The organism is Haemophilus seminalis (assembly GCF_006384255.1).
In the GTDB taxonomy this organism is placed as follows: domain Bacteria; phylum Pseudomonadota; class Gammaproteobacteria; order Enterobacterales; family Pasteurellaceae; genus Haemophilus; species Haemophilus seminalis.
Genome location: NZ_VCED01000005.1, coordinates 91,201 through 112,919, shown reverse-complemented (window position 1 = coordinate 112,919; position 21,719 = coordinate 91,201). Strand labels below are relative to the sequence as shown.

Sequence of the window (21,719 nt, the reverse complement as noted above, 5' to 3'; positions counted from 1 at the left end):
CCAAATATTTTTTGTTTAGCAAGATGTTTTGTTGTACTCTCTGTAAAGAGAGTACAACACCCAGTATACTGGGTGTAAAATGATTAAAAATTAGACTATTTAGTTAGGGAGGAATTAGTGGGTATTAAGACTGAAAAAGTGAGCCATCTTGCTCACTTTCTGCTATTAAATACGAGCGATATCAAACTTTGCCAGATCAATTTCATCTTCTGTGCCATAAAATGCCACTAACGCCTTGCGTAATATTTCCGCTCGTTTTGGCAAACCTTTTTCTACATAGGTTTTCACTTGCTCATACACGGCTTGTTTAAAAGGCTGTGTATCGCCTGGATTGCCATTCAAATTATCCGCACTGGCAAAATAACGGAAACCTGCCGCCGTTGCCAAAATCCATTCTAATGCTTGCGGTTTAACTTCAACTTTTTCAAAATCACGCTGACGTTCTTCAGAACGTCCATCTGGCTCATACCAATAACCAAAATCTTCTAGTTTACGGCGTTCTTTGCCTGCCACTAACCAATGGGCAATTTCATGTAATGCACTGCTATAAAACCCTCTAGCAAAATAAATCGCGTTATAAGGCACGTCATCATTTGCGGGTAAATAAATGGGTTCTTCACCACCTTTGACTAAGCGAGTGTTGTATTCATCTTCAAAACATTGATTAAAAATTGCAATAATATCTTCTAATTTATGTTCCATGGTATCGACTCCTAAAAAACCGCGAGATTATATCACCAGAGGCTCATTTGTTCTTGTTTATTTTCTTCGGGTAAATTGACATGTAGCCCAATCAAACGAATCGCTCGCCCTTTTGCTCGCATAAAAATTTGAGGAAGTAATTGTTGAAAACTCTCCAAAGAAAGTGGCAAACCTGTCTTCTCCAAAGTTGTTACTTGAAAATCTTCAAATTTAAGCTTTATGCCAATTTTACGAAATGCAGATAACGGTATATTACGGCTAACACGCTCAAGGCGACGAATTAGCTCTTGATAAAGATTATTTAATAAGGCTAAAGCTTGCTCAACTGTGTGAATATTCTCAAGCAAAGTTTGTTCTACGCCAACTGATTTACGTTCACGATGGGCTTGTACTTCACGCTCATCAATGCCGTGGCTAAAATCCCAAATACGTTTACCCGCTTTACCAAATTGGTTTAATAAGACAATTTGATCAAAGTTTTGAATGTCAGCACAAGTTTCTAATCCCATATTGAGTAATCGTTGTGATGTCACTTTACCCACGCCAGGGATTTTATTTAAAGATAAGGTTTTAATGAATTCCTCGACTTCATTAGGCTTAATCACAAATAGCCCATTAGGTTTATTCATATCCGAGGCAATTTTGGCAAGGAATTTTAAAGGCGCCACACCTGCCGAGGCAGTTAAATTCAACTCATCAAAAATGGCTTGGCGAATTTCTTGTGCGATCCAAGTCGCTGAGCCAGAACATTTTTGGCAGTGTGTGACATCTAAATAAGCTTCATCTAAAGAAAGTGGTTCAATAATATCAGTGTAACGCTGGAAGATTTGATGAATTTGTGCCGAAACTTGTTTATACAACGCCATATTCACGGGCACGAGAATGAGATTAGGACACTTTTTTATGGCTTGAGCCGTTGGCATTGCACTATGCAAACCAAATTTTCTCGCCTCATAATTACAAGTTGTTAATACACCACGTTGACGAGAAGAACCACCTACAGCAACAGGTTTTCCCTGCAAATTAGGATTTTCACGAATCTCAATCGATGCGTAAAAACAATCCATATCAATGTGAATAATTTTTTTATCTTGTAGCATAAAAAAAGTGCGGTTAAATTTTATTTAGTATAACCGCACTTTAATCAATGTTCAAACATACATACTTAATTATCAGAAACGACTTTCTTATCTTTAAACATGACTGAACGTTCAATTTTATAAACATGAATAGGTTCTTGTGTATTCATAAAAATTGAACGGTATTTTTCATCAATTTGAGCAAATGGAATTTGTAAATTGATTGTCAGAGACTTGCCTGGTAATAAGGTATTTTCTAATTCTATTTGCATATCTTGACTATGCACAACTTGACGATTATGCACATACACACTCATCCATTGAATATTTTGAATCGGGAATTCACTTTTATTTGTAATGGTATATTTAAAGCGAGAAAGCACTTGACCATCCTCGCCTACCACAATATCTCTATCGCCAACATCAATAGAAATAGCATAGTTAACATACTTAGGGTAGCTTTTTTCTGCAGTTGCAGTTTTTTCTACACTTTTAGGTTTTTCCTTTGAAACATTTTCTTTTGCAATTGCAGAAGAAATTGAACAACTAGCTGCAAACAAAGCGAGCACTAAATATTTAAAAAATGACATTATTTTCTCCTATAAAAAACGCCGAAATTTTACCCTAACTCACGCATTTAATAAATACCGCTCTTTTTCTTCTGCTTGTTTTTTGTTAGACTAGTGCATAATTTTGGGGCTGATTCTGGATTCGACGGGATTAGCGAAGCCCAAGGTGCACGTCGAGGTGCGGTAGGCCTCGTAAATAAACCGCAAAAAAATAGTCGCAAACGACGAACAATACGCTTTAGCAGCTTAATAACCTGCATTTAGCCTTCGCGCCCTAGCTTCCGCTCGTAAGACGGGGATAACGCGGAGTCAAACCAAAACGAGATCGTGTGGAAGCCACCGTTTGAGGATCGAAGCACTAAACTGAATCAAACTAGCTTAAGTTTAGCGTGTCTGTCCGCATGCTTAAGTGAAATTAAAGACTAGACTAAACGTGTAGTACTGAAGGTAGAGTAATTTCGGACGGGGGTTCAACTCCCCCCAGCTCCACCAAATTTTAAATAACCTTGCCATAACAACGCCAATAAAAACAATACCTTATAGGGAATTCACTAACGGCGATATAACTAAATAATAACTTAAAATGATCCGTGAATGATCCGCGGACTGTTCTATTCCCTGAGTATTAAATTTCTTGGAAAGAATAATGCGTGCATAAGTTCGCAAAATTTTTTGCATAAATCACAGATTAAACCTAGATAAAAAACGCCCTTTAAATCATCATTAAAGGGCGTTTAAATTAGATATAAGAAACAGCGGAATTACCCGCCGTCACATTTATCACTCCACCTCAGTCTCAAAATCCACATGCTCATGTTGGTCTGCAAGGGCAATAAAATAGATAGGAAAAGAATCTTCGTTTTTTTGTGTTTCGAAGTATTCGCCCAACTGTTCGAACGTCGGCGAATAATCCCCTAACTTAACAGCACAAATTTTGTTGACCAGGTTAGGATGGACTTTGATTTGTGTCATCCCGCCAAAAACCGTACCTGGTTTAGCCGTCACTTTCTGTACCCATTGAGTTTTTGTCCCCTGTTGAGCGGTAGCGGCGGCTTGTAATGCTGCTACAGCCTCTTGTAATTGAGTAATATCTTTGCCAACTTGATACGCAAAACCTTGGTCTTGTTGGTTAATTTCTAATTTTTCCATGTTTGTAGTCCTCTTTAGCTTGGTTGTAAATTGTTAAAAGTGCTTTATCAAACAGTGCAAGGCTTGCCAGCTTTACACAAGGCTTAACCTTGATTTGCACAGTTTGCTTGGGTTTTACTTGGATAGTTTGCATCATACTCTCCGTGTAATATCGTGGTGTAACTGCACTTCTCCACCACACCACGTTTTAATTTTTCCGTCTGGCGTGGTTTGCTGCAGGTCAAATCTTGCCTCTTTCCACGTCACATTTTCCGTTTGTTCATGGGCGATGATAAGGCTGACTTCATTCCCGTTGATAATAATGCCTTGATTATCGGTGGATAAATGAATCCTATCACCCTTCTTATTTAAAGGCTCAATGTCGCAATCAAAATGGCAGCCTGTAAAATCCAAAGGATCTCCATTTTCTTCAATAAAAACTAAGGTTTCCACTTCATCATCGCCACGAATCCACTCAAAAATAATCTCATCCATTCTTATCCTCCCTAAATAGTTCGTCATTTCCACGAATCATTTCCAAATCGATTATTTTAATTTTCCCCTCCAACAAAAAACCGCCCGTAGGCGGTATCTCTAATAATTAGATGATTAGATAACAATTTGTCCTTGCTCTTTTAAGTAAGCATAGATGCGATCTAAATCGATTTGCTCCGTTGTTTTGCCAATGTCATCTTGAGTTAATGGCTTACCAAAAATGCTTTTTGCTGCGGCTGGATCAATCCATTTATATTCCGAGATGATCGGAGTAAAGTCTGTCACTTCCCCGTCATTGTCTGTGCCAGTACCAAGTACATATTTAGCATTAATTGAGCCATCCTCTTGTCTTGAGTATGCCGCAATCACCGAATACATTGGGTTTAAGATTTTGTTGAATGTTGTCATATTTGCTCCTGTTAATACCATGTAATGTCAACAATGATTGCATTAGCATAGAATGAATCATCGTTATATGTCATACCTATTCTTCCAGCACCTTGATCATCGTGATTGATAGAGCTGAATTTGATTTGATTATCAATCCTGATACTTCTCATTATTTTGCGACAGTAATCTGGTGTGATGTTTATACGGAATCCGTAGTTAGAAAGGATAACTCCATATTTTCCGCCTGCTTTTACTGTTTCGGTGAAAGTGCCTTTGTTTAAATTTGTATCTACAATTTTGATTGGTCTAAGGAATTTATGGTTTGATGAGAAAACAACTCGACCATTGCTATCATACGTTTCTATTCCATATCCGCTGCTTTTGGCTGTGTTTGTATTAAATATTAAATACTCAACGTATGTTGCATTTGGGCTGTATAAAACTATATTTCCGCCATTTTTCTTAAACTGCGCTACATCACCATTACAACTAGATATAACAATAATATCGGTGTCAGATACAGCAATATTAGCGAAGTTGTTAGAGAATTGAGAGCGCCCTCGTCTTTGTAGAGACATACTTAAAAAGCCGTCATTTACATCTGTAATGCCTGAAAATCCGTACATTAATAGACTCCATAAAAAATTCTGATTAATGGTTTAGTTCTGAGGTTTCCCTCATAACGAAAATCCATAGGTGATTTAACCGTCCCCGTAAAAGTATTCCCGCTAACTCTCGCCTCTGAAATATACGGCATATCAACTGCTATAGCCACTTGATGAGATAGCTCTTGATTGTTGGTCGAGAGCGTAATTGGAATAAAAACAACGTTTCCAACATTCGTTCCAGCGGTTATACTAAACCTGCCTATCGGTAAGTCTTTATAACCTATATACTTAAATAACCTATTCTCTGTTGAGAATGTTATATTGTTTAAGGCGTCATAAGTTTCAATTCCTTGATTGGCCACCTTTACCCTCCGTTTTCTCTTCAGCAGAACCAATAACAAAACAACCGATACAATCGATACAAATAAGATTAAACTAATCATAATTTACCTATTTTAACTCGCACGTTACCTCTCTCGTCATAAACAATAATACTGTCGTTGTTTACAACCATTCCGACCTTGCCAGTTGCTGCCCTCATTTCAACTTGGCCATCTCGACTAACCTTAAATCTATTATTAATATTAAGTGACCCACCGTTAATATCGCCCATATTAGAGCTAACAGCAGAGAGTTGAGACACATTAAGCTTGTCGGCAGTCAATGACCGTGTAGCAATATGATCCGCTCCGATACTACCTACTGCAATATGTCTTGCAGCAACCGCACCAGCTGCAATCTCATTAGCTGTAATGCTATTAGCTGCCATTTGTTGCGTGGTGATTGAGTTAGTAACAATCGACCCACCGTGAATAGCGGTTACACCTGCGTTTTGCCATGGGCTAGGTTCGCGGGTGTGTTCAGTGCATTCTTCGAGCATTGGACGTTGAGCAAACCAAGCAAGATTACTTGTATTTTCTGTTTTATAAACAGAAATAAAAAAATCAACGCTTATTGCATCATTAGGAGCTTGTGCTAGAACATATATTCTTTCTGCTCCTTTTAGTCCTCCTGTAAATCCTGCGTTAGAAGTCTTGCTATATTTAATGCCAACCCAACCACCGTTAGCCGTTCTAAACTCAGGTGAGACTCGAATAACGCCACGATGACAACCAACATAACAAGACAACATATACCATTTTCCAGCAATAACAGGTACATTGATATAAACACCACCAACTCTAGCACCGTTAGCAATACTAGCATTAGAAACGTTAAAACTACCTGTAAATATATTCTCATTTGGTAAATAACATAAATTTCCCCAAGTATCAGAACGTTGATGAGCTATATGGGTTCCTGTTGCATTATTATTAAAAAATGTATTCCAACCATAACCATTATTAGCAAAAATAGGGTTGTATAATAAATTTCCACCTAGCCCTATAGCCATTTTATCAGCAGTAACCTGCCCTGCTGCCATGTGTTCGGCTCGCACAGCTCCAGCCTGTAACGCTCCAGCTCCAATTGTGTTTACACCAATCTGATTAGCTTGTAACGTGCCTACTAATTGAGTTGTATTGATTCGTATGCCGTTTACATCAACCCCATTTTCGATGTATTTACTTCCGTTCCAAGTGTATAGTTTTCCATCGGCCGTATTATAGACTTGCTTGTAGCCTATAAATTTATTGACGTTTAACCCTGTTACGGTTTTAGTCATTTCAAGGTTGCGAGCTGGCAACGCAGTATCAATTACCTCATTTACAATGTTCTTAGATAGCTTTTTATTCAGCACCTCTAATTCGGCATCAATATCTACCGCACTTTCGCCTTTAATTCCTGACTGCTGATTAAATGGGCCAACATTCACACCACGAGTATGTCGCAACCAGTAATATCTAACCTGTTTTGCGCCAACTTCGTGCGTGTACATTCTTGCCGTGACTTTCGTCAAACGTTTGGCTGTTTTAATGTCATCTGTTTCACTGGCAAAAATTTCTGTTGCCGTCGCATCATCAACCCAATCCCACTCAAGCGTGATATTACCCAGACCGCCAGTTGTTCTTACGCCTGTTGGCGCTGGCGGTTTATTGATGGTAAAAGTCTGAGTTTTTTCACTCAATAACTGCCCATTATCATTTTTAACCTGGATAAGGACGCTATAATCCCCATTTTCGAGACTATCTATATTAAGATTGGGAGACGATTGCCCTAATCGTACGTCATATAGCACACCGCCTTTGTAAATGCGGATATCGTATTTGACGATGCCATTACCGCCAGTCACGCTACTGTCAACTGATACGCTACCATCTGCATTTACTGCCACACCAATGTTACTAATTTGCGGTGTAGTAAGTACGCTCGTTCCTACTGGCTCAAACTTGGCGCCATTATCAACAATCGCCTCTTTTTGTGGCTCGTGTTGTAACGCCATAATGGTGTACTTGCCTTTATCCTCCTCTTTTACAGATAGCGCCTTAAATAATTGGCTTGTTACTTGTTGAGTAGCTAAAGACCATACACCGTAGAGTTCCAAACCTACTGGCGGTTGGTCGAGTGTGACCTCTGCACCATTGACTGAGATAATCTTAATATTTTGATGCTTAGCGTTAGCATTGATATAGCTAAGATAACTATTGCCGCTAAGGGTAATTTCGCGATCTAATGTAACGGTCGTGCCATTAATAGCTAAAACTCGACCTCCAATATTCGTACCAGCATAGTGCGTATCAGCGACTTTGATAATGTCTCCAGGTATATGCATTAGCCCTTCCGCGCCAACAGTAAAGGTAACGGTTTTAGTTTCTAGTTTTTCTGTTTGCAACAACCATAGAGCTGTACGGTGCGCTTACCCTCTTGATGTACAGCCAAAAGCCGTGATTTTCTTAACGTTTAATCCGTTTTTACGGATAGATTCGTCATCAGAGACATACTCAATGGCTTTTTCATAGCTATTCTCTTTATCTGCGTATTCAACTTGTATTGCGTTGTGGCGGGATTTTCTGGCTGAAAATGTATAACTAAATCCGTTTTCATCCACATTGGCATTTGTATAAGTCCAAACTGGATCTGCAGGTCTATCCATTACCACGGTTAGTTGCTGACCATTCCAAACTGGCATTGCTCTGAAAATTGAGCAAATATCATTAATAACTTGGTAAGCCGAGCGTTGTTCGGTTAACCAAGCATTACAAGTAAATCTTGGTTCTTGCCCACCAAAACCATCTGGCACTAATTGGTCACAATATTGAGCGACTTGATATAACGCCCATTTATCCGCGCCAAACTCACCAAGTCTTCCGCCCAAGCCATAGCGTTTATTCGTCACCACATCATAGAGCACCCAAGCAGGATTATCCGTCCAGTCAATTTTAAATGTGCCATCCCATATACCAGTATATTGACGCGTGCGAGTGTCATAGTTGCTTGGTACTTTGACTTTTAAACCTAGTAAGTCATAGGTACGAGTAGGGATATTGCTAAAATACTCCGAGTCAAACTTAACCCCCATTAAAGCGGTGTTTGGATAAGTAAACTCGGTATCAATAATTTCAGTGTAGCTAGACCAAATGGTGTTATTTTGTAGGCGCTGTATTGTGCTATCGTCTGTAGTTCGTTCAACTTTCACGATAAATGGCACACTAGGCAGATTGTCAAAAGTATGATGTTGCAAATACTGAGAGCTATACTTGCCACTAATTGACACAGGGTAAGTTCTTGAGCCAATGGTAATGATAAAGTTTACCGTTGTTCCGTTTGTGTCGCCATTATCCTCTTGCTTAAAAAGCGATTGGACACCGATAGTTAAGCGTAATCGAGATACTTTGGCATCCGTCACAGTTCTTGTAAGCGGTAGATTTTTTTTTAACTAGAGCGCCAACACCTACTTCTTTTTCCGAGGTGTTAAACCCAGCCATTAAATCCTGTACTTGACCGCCTACACGCCCCTCTACCTGCACATTTTTAAAATTATAAGAGCCGTCTTTGTTTTGTACTGGTGTTTTGTCAAAATAGATGGACTTCATCCCATCGGCTAAACCGTAAACCTCGCCCTCAGAGATTACTTCAACAATTTTAACAAGTTGCTTACTTCTTCCACTCTCTTTTGCCTCGACTGGCGTATGTCCGCCACCACCGCCACCTTTACCCATTGAAAACTCCTTAAATTTCAGTATCCATCGTTTCTACACCCTGAGATATGATGAGAGAGCCTACTCTCATTCTCCCATACGCCAATGGCATAGGTTTTCCCTGCGCTGTCATATTCGACAGGTTTGAAAATGCCGTAGATTGTTTCTTTTCTTTTTCAGTGCCCATCTTCATTTCTGGCATTTTTGTGAGCATTTGAGCAACACCACCCAATAATAGAGACGCTCCAACAGAACCCACTATCCAAGCCGCATTGCTACTAAGAAGACCAAATCCAAGGGGGCCTAAAGCGATTGCACCCGCAATAATTGCGACACCGGCAATCACGCCAAATAATCCGCCACGTTTTGAGCCTTTTAAAACAGGTGTAAAATGGACTGTTGCATCATCTTTTAGCTTGTGGCTCAATCCTTGCTCAAGATAGCGATTATCAAAGTAGTCTCGCCCTACTCGCACGGTAAACAATCCTTGCTGGATGGATTGACGCAATTTAGGAATTTGGCTCGTTAAGGCTTGGACTATCTCCGCCGTAGTTTGGCAATCTAGCCTAAATTCAGATCCAAAGTGTTTAAGGCTGCCGTAAAATCTAACGTTGACCATGCGTTATATCTCCAAATACTATGAGTGTGTTTAAGCCAATATCCATCATATAAATCACGCTTAGATAATCGTTTTGGCGCATGATGAAGTACCATTTGATTGCCCACATAAATTGCCGCGTGATTGGGTACATCAGCCCCGATATTGATTAAAATAACATCGCCTATTTGTGGTTCTTCTACTTGCTCAAAACCATGTTTAGCCATGTTATCTAGGTAGAGATTAAAGCCATCTTCCCACCAGTAATCATCACGCTCAAAATCAGGTAAATTACAACCAGATAAGCGGTAAAAATCTCTAAATAATGTGTAGCAATCCATTTCACCGTGTTTAAAATCACGGCCAATTAAAAATGGAATCTTCGGAAAAATATGGATTTGCTCATCACAAACTAACCAAAAATCTAACTGGCTATAAAGTTGTGTTTGTAAATCTGCTTGTGATAGTTTTGGCTCGCCTTGTGGGTGTGAGTGGACTAAGGCAAAAACCTCGCCTTTCTCACTTGCTGCAATGTAATCTTCTGGCGATATTTCAAAATGGTTTTCTTTATCTTCTGATGCGTTTTCGCAAGGGATAAAGACTTTTTCACCACCTACTAAAACAATAAAACCGCAACTTTCTTGCGGTTCTTTTGATTTTGAATAACTAATAATTTCGTTATGTAATTTGCCGTCCATTGTTACCCCAACTTATCAACGCTAACAAATCCGCCATAGTTATGCGTATTGTTTCGCAATTTACATCCAGTCAATAATCCGCTGCATTTATCCTTTTGAGGATCTGTAGTTGGCTGGTCTTTTTCATCTGCGACTGCTCCGCCTGTATAGCCACACTCAACGCTACGGTATAACCAACTACAAGTGGATGTAATCATTCTTGCACCAATTAATGCGTTGTCAGTCTCAGATGGCAAAGCCAGTGTAAATTGGGCAATATCTCGATTTAATGAGGATAATTGCTCAATCACAAAGTAACTTAATGCCTCTTGCGTTGGATCTGCTTTTTTATTGCCATTTGCAAAATTCACCGCGTCAAGATAGTGCATATAGACTAATCTGCGTCTGACAATTCCACCCAAACATTGATCAAAGCGGTTACAAAGTGCGGTAATAAATCCGTTAATATTTCCCAGAGTGAGAGTTGGTCGATTACTTGGGCCATTACCTGACATTTCAAAACCATCTGCTTTTACAGCAAATGGCTCAAATGTTTTGCCTTGCCATACGATAGATTGCGATTTTTCATTTTTGCCTACGTAAAAGCGATAGAGCTCGCCATTTATACCGTCAGCATCTTTTAAACCTCGCAAATCCACTTCAAATAGCTCAATTAATGCGTTTTGCTCTAGCTTGGCAAGGTCTAACTTGAATTTGTTGCTAATTAGTTGTGGCATATTTGCTCCAATAAAAAAGCCGAACTGTATCGCTACAATTCGGCTATCTTGTGATAACTACTGTAAAATTCGTTTAAGTCAATCTAACTCAAGCGGTTCGCTCAAACTGACAAGGGAAGATATGATTAAGATCGTCATTAATCATCGCTCTAGTCTGCTCCATATCATAATGAGATTGCAAGTTGAGCCAGCTTTGCGCGTCCGTACCGAAATAGGCAGCTAAACGCAATGCCGTATCAGACGTAATTGCGCGTTTTCCTTTCACAATTTCATTAATGCGACGCGGCGGAACCGAAATCGCTTTGGCCAACGCATACTGACTAATACCTAACGGATTCAACCATTCTTCCAAAAGAATCTCACCGGGGTGAGCAAGTGGGATTTCTCGTGCCATCTTATTTCCTTAGTGATAATCCACAATTTCCACATCAGCAACATGACCATTTAACCAAGTAAAGCAAATTCGCCACTGATCGTTAATCCGAATGCTATATTGTCCCTGTCTATCGCCTGATAACATTTCTAAATGATTGCCCGGCGGGATTCTCAAAAAATTCAAATCCGCCGCCGCGTTAAGCTGTTGAAGCTTCCGCATCGCCACTTTTTCAAAGGGAATAAAACGGCGAATGCGTCCTCCCTCAAAAAAAGCTTTGGTATCTTTACAGGCGAAGTGTGAAATCATATTGATAACGCATTGAGTTAATATGTCTGTATAGTAACGTCTTTCGTTACTAAATGCAAAATATTTCTGTAACCCTTTTAGTCAAATTTATTTCAAGAGACCGTGGGGAGATACCACTACTCAAATTTGTGGTTGTAAAGTTAAAAATCATCACCACCGAATAGCCGTAATTAATTGCTTTCATGAGAACTCCTAGGAATAATAAAAAACCGCACTTTCTAAAAGATTGTGCGGTTATAAGTTCACGAAAAGATCTAACTGTTTAATTTGTAAAAGCTCACGCTCAAGGGCTTGCTTTTCCGATTTGCATTGCTGCAATAATTTTCCCCATTCACCAGCTCGTTGCGTGTATTCGGCTTTCTTTTGTTGCCACAATGCCAACTTGTTTTTGACTTCATCACGGCGGGCGACACCTTCCGTCCAATAGTCCCACAACGCCAAGAAACATTCCTCTTGGTAATTTTCCAAGCGTTCTTTTAAATCGGCGCGCACTTTGTTTGGGTTAATGCTAAACAGCCAGCCATTTAATTTCTTGATTGGCATACAAAGCATTTCATATTTTTTGCCGTCTTTACCAGTTGTGGTGATATGACCACAACTGAATTTTTGGTAATGAGAGGTGAGTTTTCTATGTTGAACCTTCCAATCCAGCCCAATTCCTTCCACAATCTCACGCATTGCTACATAAGCCACGCCGTTGTTATCCACTAAAGTAACTTCTTTACCTAAAAATTCTGCAGTTAATGTTTGCATATTTCTTCCTGTTTTCTCCACAAAAAGGGGCCTGTAAGAAGCAGTGAGTGGAGAAAGGAAGCACCGCTTGTCACGTGTACATCGCTATCTTACAGGCAATAAAAAACCGCCCATAAGAGCGGTTATTTGTTAGTATTATTGTGTTTATTCCATGTTGCAGGTAAACCCTACTCTATAGGAAAATCTAATGGTTGATCTCCGTCATAGCGTCATATAAGATCTAATAAAAACATCAATAAATCTTATGACTTTAAAATATCAACCAAAGGAAAAATCGGTTTTAATGTGTGACTTTTCTCAATTCAAGTCACCAGAAATGACAAAGGTTCGCCCTGTTGTTGTCATAGCTCGACATAAGAGAAACAGAGAACTTGTTACTGTTATCCCATTGAGTACAACCGAACCTAATCCCCTAGAAAATTATCATTATGCGTTACCTGTAAATCCGCTACCAGACAAAGCAAATATTCAATGTTGGGCAAAGTGCGATATGGTTTACACAGTGTCACTATCTAGGTTAGATCGATATAAGATTGATAAAAGAACCTATATCGTTCCTGTTGTGTGTGACGAAGATTTCCAGTTGATTAAAAATTGTACTGCAATAGCCCTAAAACTAAGGTAAAATCTTACCCGTACCCGAGAGGGGCTTGCAAAACCAATTTGAAAAACAGTTGGTCGATTAAACAAAGGCGATAACAAGCCAGTTTAATCGTGAAGTGGGGAGCATTAGGCTCCCCTTTGTTTTTCTTCTTTCCCAAAGTGCGGTCGGATTTTGTGGTGTTTTATAGGATATCTAGCTGAAATCCTGTTGCTTTAGGGTTGTAGGCTCGAAGATATTTTAAGACACGCCAGTTATTGCCTTGTTTGCACTCAAATTTTTCAGTGATTCGCTCTAATACTTTTTGCGCCTGACGGAGAGTGCTACGATATTCATAAGCCATGTCATGCACCGGTGCAGCATAGTGCGAACCAATTTGTTTTAATGCTGGGTGAAGTACTTGGCAAAGTTCCGTGCCACGCAATAAAGCGAACCACGCCCAAACGAGCTGTTGCAGATCATGCTCTGTAAATTCACGGATGAATAGCTCATCTTTTTTCTGTTCAGTGATAAGCTCACCTTCAAGCACGATTCTGTGAACATACTCTACTGCTTGCGGTAACTGTTCTAATGTTAAATCTTCGATGCTTTCCACATTAAAGCGTTGATGGACTAAATGATAAGCATCAGAATAAATTAATCCCTTTTTGCTCACGAGCATATTCACAGCATTGCGTAAGCCTGTGCGATCATCTACCGTGGTTTTACGCTCTGCTTTACCATTAAACCAATAATCATGTAACGCTTGATAACACTCTTTTTTGTATTTGATTAATGTGTCACGGATTTCTGGTTTACAACGATTAATATCAATACCAAATAACCAGCCGTTTAAATATTCGATTGGTAAGCAGATCATATTTTGGTTGCCGCCATTAGTAGGTATGATCATGACGATCATACCTTGAGAAAGAACTTCATCACGTTTGATACGTAATACTTGAGGTTCCCATGTAAGACCAATATTTTCACAAATTGGCTTCATAGCAACATAGTGATTGCCATTTTGTTCAACGGTAATTAATGACTGATTGTTGAATGAAATTGTTTGGGTTGAAATTTGATTAGACATAACTGTCTCCTTGTGAATTTTTCGATATTAAGATTTGACCTCATAGGGTCGCCAAGAGGTTCGAAAGCCTTCACAAGTAGGCTGGGATTATTCCCCTTTCGGGTATTTTATTCTCCGCCCTCTCGGCATAGATAAGATGTGATTATGCGCAATGAATGTTTAATGGCAATAAACAAACAAGGTTACTAAATTTCACGCATAAAAAAACCGCTATGCTATCGGGAGCGGACTAACCGCTTGTGATATAAGGTTTCGACACCTTGAGCAGATAACTATCTGCTTGATAAAAATCATAATGAAAAAGCCCCTTGGGTGTCAAGGGGCTTATATTTATTTTATTGCTTATTTACATATTGAGGTAATAAAAGATCAAGCATATCTTGCATTTGATTTTGTGCTTTATTACCTTCAAAAGGCATTTTATTTACTTGCCCCATAGCCATTTGAGTTTCGCTCCAAGCATTTACCCAAACTTTAGAACCATTTCCTTTTTTTGATACTGAAAATCTTAATTTATTTTGTGGAGTAGTTGAGTAGGCATTACCTATAGCAAGCTGAGTAAAGAATCCTTGAGCTCCTTCAGCTTCTTTTGCGCAAACTACATAGTTTTTATTTTGTTCTTCAACAACAAATCCTTTGTCATTGCAATATTCAGTGATTCCATTAATAACCTGATCTACAGTTTTGTTTGGAAATTCAGTCTCAGGTTTTCCTGAAGATGTTTGTTTTTTTAACGGTTCTTGAGCACACCCTACCAATAATGCGCAAGCTAACCCAGTTAATAATAATTTTTTCATTAATATTCTCCACATAACGGTTATGGGGAATATTATATTTTGAAAAAATTAAAAAACATTGAACAAGATCACAAAATGGAAAATTCGCCTAAAATTAGGCGAACATTCCACCCGGTCGCATATTTTGTTGCATTATTGTTCCTGCCTCTTTTCGAGCAATGGCTTGCACTAATTCCACAGTAATTTCTAAGCCGCCACTGGTCTCTTTGGTTTCTACGTTGGCGTTTGTTGGCTCACCGTTGTTGATGATGTTTACCTTCACGCCCCGATTATTCGCATTCATTGGTGTGCTTGGTGCGTATCCACCCACTGAACCGCCGTTTGCGTAGCCCTGTGGTTTAGCCTTGCGTTGATAGTTGAGCTGATCCAGGTAATCAACCCCCAAACGGCTTACTGCTTCTTTGGTAAAGACATATTCGCCTTTGTGAACAATACCAGCTGGCGTATATTTTCCTCCTTGGCCAGTAAATCCCCCTTCATCAAATCCAACGAGTCCGCCAGTATATTTTGATTCAGGGACTAAGCCACCTCCAGACAACCCGAGAATTTTGCCAAAAGATGTTCCTTCGAACGCTGCCTTAATTGATGCAAAAATCATCATTTTTACAATCATTGAAGTGATATCTTTAATCACTGATTGTGCAAAGACTCGGAAATTTCCTTTACCAGTTAATACGAAATTAGTTAAGGCATCCGACATTCCATTAAACGCATTTAACGTGATTTGAGATACGTTGCCCATTACATCTTCCACCGTGTTTCGGAATTTTTGGAAACCATCTCTGAATCCTGCCACTGGATCGCCTTTTAGTAATTCGGTTTGTTTAGCTTGTTCTTCTTTTAAGCGTTTAATTTCATCAATTGTCTGCTCAAGTAAGGCAATATTTTCTTGCGTCATGCCTTTGCGCAATTTTGCCGTTTCAAGCTCTAGTTGATGATTAAAACGTAACTGATCTACCGCTTCACTTGTTTGACCAATAAGTGTCAATTCAAATTGTCGAGCCTCAATCTGCTCTTTGTAATTGTCGCCTAAATCACGGATTGCAACTTGCTGTTGCCCACTGTCAATTTCACTGGCAAGGCGTTTTAGATTCGCAAGCCCTTCTGCACCAAAGTGCGCATATTTTTCACCATTGGCAGCAATATCGTTTGTGAGTTTTTTTAACTCTTGATATTGGCTAATTCCACCATCTTGTAGATTGGCTTTTATGTCCGCTAGGCGTTGTTGGAGTTGGGTCACTTGATCAGTGTACTGTTTGACATAATCAACTTTATTCCCACTCCCCTTTGCCCCGCTAGATCTATTCTCTCTAGCTAACGCATTGGCTTGATATTCTTTTTCGATTGCATCAAGTTCAGACTTATTATATTTGCCTTGCTCAGAAAGCCGTTTAATATATTTTTCTGTTTCTCCCGCTGCTCTTTCTTGCGGCGTTTTTGCATTAGCAATTTTTCGATCAAGGCGAAGATCGTCAATAACCTTTTGAGCATCTGCGCCAATACCTGCGGTTTCTTCTTTTACGCCAATTACACCGCTAATTAGCAATCTTGCTTTTTGCGCCGCCTGAGCTAATGCATCAGCCATCCCTAAGATTTTACCATTGGCGTCTGGTAACAAATCTTTAAAGTCTTCTGTTGAAAGTTTTAACTCAACAAATTTGTCTTTATTAAATTGTAATTCAGGGTAGAGTTTTTCTACGCTCTCTTTCAGGCGTTGAACTGACTCCTCTGCACCAATAGATTTTAAATCTCGCTCTGACTTCGCTAACTGCTGATTAGCTGAATCTATTTCGCCTTTCTTGATTTTTAAATCTTCAAGAAGTTGATTATAGCGTTTCAGTGCATATTGATTTTGCCAAAGGTTCCCCTCATCCATACTTTTAGTTTGAATCGATAATGCGCGCTCCATTCTTGATTTTTCTTCAATCAATGATTGGATTTGATTCTTCTGCTCTGCCATAGAACGCTTCAATTTTGCGCTCATTGCTTCTAGCTGATTTGCGGTCAATTTTTGTAGAGCATCACTTGTTACATCAAGACTTTTCGCATAATCAAGGTTTTCTTGTTTGGCTTGCTCTGCATTTTGTTTCCAGGTATAAAATGCCCCCGCCCCCAAAGTAAGCGCAGTGGTGACCAGTCCAATAGGTCCACCTAATAGACTTAAAACACCACTTGATGCTCGCCCAGCCAAAGATAGTTTTTGTTTAGCAAGCGCCGCCCTTTCTGTTGCCTCTCTCTCTGCGTTCATTAATACTGTAAGTTGAGAGGCTTGGGCGGCCATTTGACCACGTAGCGCCATTCTTGTTTGTTCTGATTGAGCTAAACTTAATTGGGCGCGTAAAGACTGCATTTGTATTTGTGCTAGTCTTAATTCAGCCGTAGCTTGAACAGATGTAGCCTGTGCAACCTCTAAAGCCGCAAGAGCCTCTTGCCGTTTAGTTAATACAGACTTAATCCCTGCTACAGAGGCTTTACCTAATTGTCCTAGCAGAACCGAACCAATCACTACCGAAAGATAGTCAATATTTTTGGCTAAAAATGAGACAGATGCAGCCATCCCATCAAAGATACCACTGCGATTACCGACATCATCAACAAATTTAAGTGTTTGGTTTTTCAATTGAGTCATTGCCTGACCAAAAGTCAAAGGCATTTTTTCAAAATCTGCTGAAATTTTCTCAGTTGCGCCTGTAATAGCTTCAAATAACAATTGAGAGGTGATTTTACCTTCAGAAGCAAGTTGTTTCACTTCTGAACGGGTTTTCCCCATATACTGAGCAACAACATCTAAAATAATGGGGGCGCTTTCAGCAATAGTACGGAACTCGTCACCTTGTAACCGACCTGAACCTAATGCTTGTGAAAGCTGGAAAAGTGCACTCGCCTGCTCTTGTGCGCCCACTCCACCTACTGCCATCGCTTTATTTAACGTTTCAGTAAAAGTTAGAATCCGCTCTTGGCTATAACCATAATCTTTCAATGCTCGAGCAGAGCGAGCGTAAATTGTGGTTGTAGCCTCTAAATCAGCGCGTGTGCGTTGCGAAATAGAGAAAAGCTGGCTTTGAACAGCTTTATATTCTTCAAATGAATTCGTGACAAATTTCACCTGGGCAGCAAGGGTTTTCATTTTGTCGGACATTTGAATAAATTGCCCAAGGCCTTGAATTCCCAATCCAGCTGTCATTAAGACTTTTAATTTACCCATTACGCCTAAAAGAGATTGCACTGAGCGCTCAGTAGATTTTGCGTTATCCGTCACCGAACGAATATCACGATTAACTTTATCAACCCCTATAGAACGTAACTCTATGCCTAATTGTGCGAAATCTGCCATAATTTACCTCTATGCAACAACTTCCTTAAAGGTTGCTGTTAGCGTGCTATATCCTGTTTTTTTGGTTTCATCCCATTCACCACAGGTAAACAATCCTTTTTTATCTCCGTAAGGTTGCCACGAAAAGGCTGTCACCCCACGACATTCATCAAGGAACATGTCTATTGCCTTGATCTTTTCTTCTGAACCACTAAAGACTACATCGTAAGTCCTTAGGTTATTATTAATGCCATCTGATTGTCGCTGTTCATAACCGTCACCAAATCGAATTATATTTACATTCGGCTTTTTTTTCCGCTTCATATTCCAGTCGGCTTGCCAAGTAAATTCTTTCATATTCATTCCTTAGTAAAAGGCTCAAGCCAAACCTTGAGCTATTCAGCTTGAATATTCAACCACAATACATCAAGTCGTTTAATCACCTCAATTTCCCATCTTGCCAATGAAGTATTAGTCAATTGAGACCATGCCAATATTTCACTAAAAGTAATAGGGTTAGCGGACATTCCGCACTGTCGAGAGGAGGATACGGCATAAAAATACTCAAGCAAATAACCCACCGCAATATTGGGCGGAGGGTTGTTTAGCTCTTCGGGCGTTATACCTAATTGTTGCTCAATAACTTGAAGATGCTCGCGTTGTGTCGCTTTGGAATTGTCTGGTCGTTTATCAAGACGAAATTCTGCCTGAGCAAACTCGTAGAGATGTTCGATCAGGCCTTCAAGAAATTTCCCAAGTCTTCTGACTGTTCAATAATTTGTTCAGCCAACCAAGGACACTGGGTAAGCAGCATTTTCACATTGGCGGGGGTAAACTCAAGAGGAGTTCCTTCCCATTCTAAATTCTCCCAGCTAGCTACGCGCACAATGGCGTTTTCAAGAGCTTCCGATTTCAATTCAGAGAGTTCTTTAAATTGTGGTTTGCGGGTGCGCTGGTTTTCAAATTCTTGCTTTTGTAATTTGCGTAAGACGTTAGATTGAAAACGCTGTACAACATCACTTTGCGAGGCATAAACATCAATCATTGCGCCTGTTCCTTCCCCGGTAATCGGGTGAGTGACTTCAAAGCGATAGGTATTTTCAGAGGCTTTAACAGTATTTAATTTAGAAAAGTCCATTGTGTTTTCCTTATAAATTGGATTGAAATAAAAAAAACCGAAAGTGATGAACTTTCGGGGGTTGTTTTCTATAAAGTATGACTAAATTTCATCGCGCTTTAGGCTAATGAATCTTGAATGATGAGTGTTGTTGGTTTCTTTAATACATCATCAATTGTACTTTCCGCATCATAAATCGCGGGGAAAGCATCAAAGTTTAGGGTTTGAATAAGGTTTTTTGCACCGTCATCAATTTCAATAGAAGTTGCTTTCACGCCTGGCAAGATGAACGTTAAATAATCTCCGTTGTCGACTGATTCGGCATCCATTCTTAAAGCAAGAGAAAGATTCGCGCCGCTACGCACTGCGTCAATCATGGTTTTATCTTGGAAATACATCGTAAACGATCCGCTAATTGCCACTGTGCCAATAAACACGTCAGGTGCGTATTTCGCGCCCAGTACCGCCTCACTCGACGCATTCAAATCAATGTCCATCTTCAAACCAGTAACTAACGCTGCTTTGGTTTTGTTAACCATCAGCTGCCCATTTACACCTGCAACCTTAGCTGATTGAGTCACTTCCTGCGCACCAGTAAAATATGCAGTTTGACTCTCCTCGCCTTTTTGTCCTAAAAAGGTGACCGCAATCGATGCTATACCATTCGGTTGAATATCTAGGCTAATTTTAGATACTCGACAACCTGTATAAATGCGACTTAATCCAATATCTGCGAAGGTGTCTTCAAGCGTAAAGGAATCAGTTGTATGGCCAGTTTCAGGAATTACGAGTAATTTACCTTGTTTTTCACCTGCCCCAGTGCTAGTTTTCTTTAATACAGGCGATTTCGCTTCTGTCCATGCTCCTCGCAATGCGGCTGCAAAAAAATCAGACCATTGACCTGCAGACAATTCCCCTTTCAAATCGCCCTCCACTTTTTCAAATCCAACAATGGATGGAGAGCGTTGCATATTTTCTCGAATTTCCTCACTTGAGAATGAATCAAAGGTTGAGTTCAATGAGCTTTCTGTGCGAGGCATCACTTTACCAATACCTTTTGCAGCACGTACTCCAAATGTTGTTTCTTTTGCAAACGTAACCTTACGTTTTACACCTTGTGCATTTGCCATATAACCTCCTAGAGTTCATAAGCGGTAAAATTGATTGTAACTGGCAACGCCAGTTTATTATCGTTTAAAAAAATACCGCCAATAAGTGGCGGTTTATGGATGATGATTTGAACGTTATCCTTAATAAAGGACTGACCGTAAAAATGCCGTCGAATAGCTGTCGCACGCTCCTCAATGGCTTTCGTGCCTAATCCTGCCTCATAAAATAACGTTAATTGCAAAAAACCTAATTCTTCAGCATGTGGCCGATCAGAGATTGCACCTGTATCGCTAGATGAAATAGTTAAGTGGAGCGTTTGATATGGTAGTTTGGGCGTACTTAAAACGCCTTCCCATGCGGTATTAAATTGTCCTAATTGGTTTAAGTGTGTTTGCAATACAGACCGAATAATTTGTTTCATCTAAAATCACCACCTACTTTTCTTTAATAACGCTTCCATTTCTTGCACAGTAATCCTCACCATGCCTTTTGGAGCCTGAATCGAAAAGCCATTGTTTGTTTTACGCCCTCCTGGTTTAGGGTATAAACCATATTCCAGCGTCAAGGCATAAGGCTTATCCGTCGCAATGTAAAGCGTATTACCAAATTTTGCATTGTTAATCACTTCATTAGAACCATTAAATACAGATGGCGCTTCTCCCACCGAGACTGTCCAACTCCGACGTAACTGCCCGCTATCGACAGGCGTTTTAGATTGAACTTTTTTAAATGTATCCGATGCGATTTTCCGTACCAACATATCTGCACGTTGCATCGTTCGTTCTCTAAAAGCATCAATTTCAGCTACAAATTTACCCATTTACTAATCTTGCCTGAAGCTTGTAATAAATCGTCATACCAGATGGTTTTAATGGCTGACAATTCACAATTTGCCAACGCTCTCCATTAACAAGGAGCACACTTAAAAGCAGCTCTTCTCTCGAAAGAGGAGATGATAGGCTTAACGTAATAGACACATCGCCTTGTTGAACTAAGCTTGCCTCACCTTTTAAAACACCAGAACTTTGGAATTGAGGAAAGTCATAGGTCAATTGGTTAAATATACAAACACCCAATAAGCGACGCTTGCGTCGAGTTGCCTCACCTGTTTTAACGTTGTAATCACTGGTAATGTTTTGCTCAATACTACATGGCACCCCAAATTCGGTTAACAAGGTCTTTGCAGTATCAGCCAACTCATCATAAAATCCCATT

The 21,719-nt window shown here is 39.7% G+C and carries 26 protein-coding genes, 1 other RNA gene and 1 pseudogene; 2 read left to right on the top strand and 26 right to left on the bottom strand.

Features of this window, described 5'->3' with window-relative positions:
- Positions 1–165: 165 nt before the first annotated feature.
- From FE813_RS07820 to FE813_RS07810, 3 genes are all read right to left on the bottom strand, one after another.
- Positions 166–702: an elongation factor P hydroxylase gene (locus tag FE813_RS07820; RefSeq protein ID WP_139990126.1), complete on the bottom strand. Its 537-nt coding sequence runs from the start codon at positions 700–702 to the stop codon at positions 166–168.
- Positions 703–734: 32 nt separating this feature from the next.
- Positions 735–1,802, bottom strand: coding sequence for a DNA polymerase IV (gene dinB / locus FE813_RS07815; protein ID WP_139990125.1), 1,068 nt, complete (start codon positions 1,800–1,802; stop codon positions 735–737).
- 65 nt (positions 1,803–1,867) lie between these two features.
- The gene (locus tag FE813_RS07810; RefSeq protein ID WP_139990124.1) at positions 1,868–2,371 is read right to left on the bottom strand and encodes a hypothetical protein; all 504 of its coding nucleotides are present in this window, start codon (positions 2,369–2,371) and stop codon (positions 1,868–1,870) included.
- A gap of 105 nt (positions 2,372–2,476) precedes the next feature.
- Here FE813_RS07810 and ssrA point away from each other — a divergent pair.
- Positions 2,477–2,842, top strand: a transfer-messenger RNA (tmRNA) gene (ssrA, locus tag FE813_RS07805).
- A 288-nt stretch (positions 2,843–3,130) separates the two neighbouring features.
- Here ssrA and FE813_RS07800 read toward each other — a convergent pair.
- The 13 genes and pseudogenes from FE813_RS07800 to FE813_RS07745 all read right to left on the bottom strand — a co-directional run bounded on the left by FE813_RS07800 (position 3,131) and on the right by FE813_RS07745 (position 12,494).
- The gene (locus FE813_RS07800; protein ID WP_139990123.1) at positions 3,131–3,499 is read right to left on the bottom strand and encodes a hypothetical protein; all 369 of its coding nucleotides are present in this window, start codon (positions 3,497–3,499) and stop codon (positions 3,131–3,133) included.
- Positions 3,480–3,635: a hypothetical protein gene (locus tag FE813_RS10500; RefSeq protein WP_180978713.1), complete on the bottom strand. Its 156-nt coding sequence runs from the start codon at positions 3,633–3,635 to the stop codon at positions 3,480–3,482. The genes FE813_RS07800 and FE813_RS10500 overlap by 20 nt, the downstream gene beginning before the upstream one ends.
- On the bottom strand, positions 3,632–3,973 hold the full coding sequence (locus tag FE813_RS07795; protein WP_139990122.1) for a hypothetical protein: 342 nt from the start codon (positions 3,971–3,973) through the stop codon (positions 3,632–3,634). Before FE813_RS07795 ends, FE813_RS10500 begins: the two co-directional genes overlap by 4 nt.
- Before the next feature lie 114 nt (positions 3,974–4,087).
- On the bottom strand, positions 4,088–4,381 hold the full coding sequence (locus FE813_RS07790) for a hypothetical protein (protein WP_139990121.1): 294 nt from the start codon (positions 4,379–4,381) through the stop codon (positions 4,088–4,090).
- An 11-nt stretch (positions 4,382–4,392) separates the two neighbouring features.
- Positions 4,393–4,989: a DUF6453 family protein gene (locus FE813_RS07785; protein ID WP_139990120.1), complete on the bottom strand. Its 597-nt coding sequence runs from the start codon at positions 4,987–4,989 to the stop codon at positions 4,393–4,395.
- On the bottom strand, positions 4,989–5,414 hold the full coding sequence (locus FE813_RS07780) for a hypothetical protein (protein ID WP_139990119.1): 426 nt from the start codon (positions 5,412–5,414) through the stop codon (positions 4,989–4,991). The genes FE813_RS07785 and FE813_RS07780 overlap by 1 nt, the downstream gene beginning before the upstream one ends.
- Positions 5,415–6,529: 1,115 nt before the next feature.
- A pseudogene (locus tag FE813_RS07775) lies at positions 6,530–9,068 on the bottom strand (TipJ family phage tail tip protein); the annotation flags it as partial.
- A 10-nt stretch (positions 9,069–9,078) separates the two neighbouring features.
- Positions 9,079–9,666, bottom strand: coding sequence for a tail assembly protein (locus tag FE813_RS07770; RefSeq protein WP_139990118.1), 588 nt, complete (start codon positions 9,664–9,666; stop codon positions 9,079–9,081).
- Positions 9,609–10,343, bottom strand: coding sequence for a C40 family peptidase (locus FE813_RS07765; protein ID WP_139990117.1), 735 nt, complete (start codon positions 10,341–10,343; stop codon positions 9,609–9,611). Before FE813_RS07765 ends, FE813_RS07770 begins: the two co-directional genes overlap by 58 nt.
- Positions 10,344–10,345: 2 nt before the next feature.
- Positions 10,346–11,059 (bottom strand): phage minor tail protein L, encoded by a 714-nt coding sequence (locus tag FE813_RS07760; protein ID WP_139990116.1) that lies wholly within the window; start codon positions 11,057–11,059, stop codon positions 10,346–10,348.
- 88 nt (positions 11,060–11,147) lie between these two features.
- Entirely contained in the window at positions 11,148–11,453 is a 306-nt protein-coding gene (locus FE813_RS07755) for a HigA family addiction module antitoxin (protein WP_139990115.1), read from the bottom strand.
- Positions 11,454–11,462: 9 nt separating this feature from the next.
- Positions 11,463–11,741, bottom strand: a complete 279-nt coding sequence (locus FE813_RS07750) for a type II toxin-antitoxin system RelE/ParE family toxin (protein ID WP_139990114.1) — start codon at positions 11,739–11,741, stop codon at positions 11,463–11,465.
- Positions 11,742–11,975: 234 nt separating this feature from the next.
- Positions 11,976–12,494: a phage antirepressor N-terminal domain-containing protein gene (locus tag FE813_RS07745; RefSeq protein WP_139990113.1), complete on the bottom strand. Its 519-nt coding sequence runs from the start codon at positions 12,492–12,494 to the stop codon at positions 11,976–11,978.
- A 244-nt stretch (positions 12,495–12,738) separates the two neighbouring features.
- On the opposite strand from FE813_RS07745, the gene FE813_RS07740 reads away from it, so the two are divergent.
- Positions 12,739–13,119 carry a type II toxin-antitoxin system PemK/MazF family toxin gene (locus FE813_RS07740; RefSeq protein WP_065265030.1) on the top strand — a complete coding sequence of 127 codons (381 nt, stop codon included), beginning with the start codon at positions 12,739–12,741 and terminating at the stop codon, positions 13,117–13,119.
- Between the two features lie 160 nt (positions 13,120–13,279).
- On the opposite strand, the gene FE813_RS07735 is transcribed toward FE813_RS07740, so the two are convergent.
- From FE813_RS07735 to FE813_RS07690, 10 genes are all read right to left on the bottom strand, one after another.
- Positions 13,280–14,167 (bottom strand): phage antirepressor N-terminal domain-containing protein, encoded by an 888-nt coding sequence (locus FE813_RS07735; RefSeq protein ID WP_139990112.1) that lies wholly within the window; start codon positions 14,165–14,167, stop codon positions 13,280–13,282.
- A 335-nt stretch (positions 14,168–14,502) separates the two neighbouring features.
- Positions 14,503–14,964 (bottom strand): hypothetical protein, encoded by a 462-nt coding sequence (locus FE813_RS10545; RefSeq protein WP_204628476.1) that lies wholly within the window; start codon positions 14,962–14,964, stop codon positions 14,503–14,505.
- Between the two features lie 94 nt (positions 14,965–15,058).
- Complete coding sequence (locus FE813_RS07725) at positions 15,059–18,298, bottom strand: phage tail tape measure protein (protein ID WP_139990111.1); 3,240 nt, start codon at positions 18,296–18,298, stop codon at positions 15,059–15,061.
- 9 nt (positions 18,299–18,307) lie between these two features.
- Complete coding sequence (locus tag FE813_RS07720) at positions 18,308–18,634, bottom strand: phage tail protein (protein ID WP_235898322.1); 327 nt, start codon at positions 18,632–18,634, stop codon at positions 18,308–18,310.
- A gap of 38 nt (positions 18,635–18,672) precedes the next feature.
- Positions 18,673–18,918 (bottom strand): phage tail assembly chaperone, encoded by a 246-nt coding sequence (locus tag FE813_RS10875; RefSeq protein ID WP_444546725.1) that lies wholly within the window; start codon positions 18,916–18,918, stop codon positions 18,673–18,675.
- A 92-nt stretch (positions 18,919–19,010) separates the two neighbouring features.
- Complete coding sequence (locus tag FE813_RS07710; RefSeq protein ID WP_046949759.1) at positions 19,011–19,415, bottom strand: phage-derived protein YdaY family protein; 405 nt, start codon at positions 19,413–19,415, stop codon at positions 19,011–19,013.
- 98 nt (positions 19,416–19,513) lie between these two features.
- The gene (locus tag FE813_RS07705) at positions 19,514–20,524 is read right to left on the bottom strand and encodes a phage tail tube protein (RefSeq protein ID WP_118856324.1); all 1,011 of its coding nucleotides are present in this window, start codon (positions 20,522–20,524) and stop codon (positions 19,514–19,516) included.
- Between the two features lie 8 nt (positions 20,525–20,532).
- Positions 20,533–20,925, bottom strand: coding sequence for a phage tail terminator-like protein (locus tag FE813_RS07700; protein WP_118856326.1), 393 nt, complete (start codon positions 20,923–20,925; stop codon positions 20,533–20,535).
- A 6-nt stretch (positions 20,926–20,931) separates the two neighbouring features.
- The gene (locus FE813_RS07695) at positions 20,932–21,324 is read right to left on the bottom strand and encodes an HK97 gp10 family phage protein (protein WP_139990108.1); all 393 of its coding nucleotides are present in this window, start codon (positions 21,322–21,324) and stop codon (positions 20,932–20,934) included.
- On the bottom strand, positions 21,317–21,718 hold the full coding sequence (locus FE813_RS07690; protein WP_139990107.1) for a hypothetical protein: 402 nt from the start codon (positions 21,716–21,718) through the stop codon (positions 21,317–21,319). Before FE813_RS07690 ends, FE813_RS07695 begins: the two co-directional genes overlap by 8 nt.
- Position 21,719: the final 1 nt, after the last annotated feature.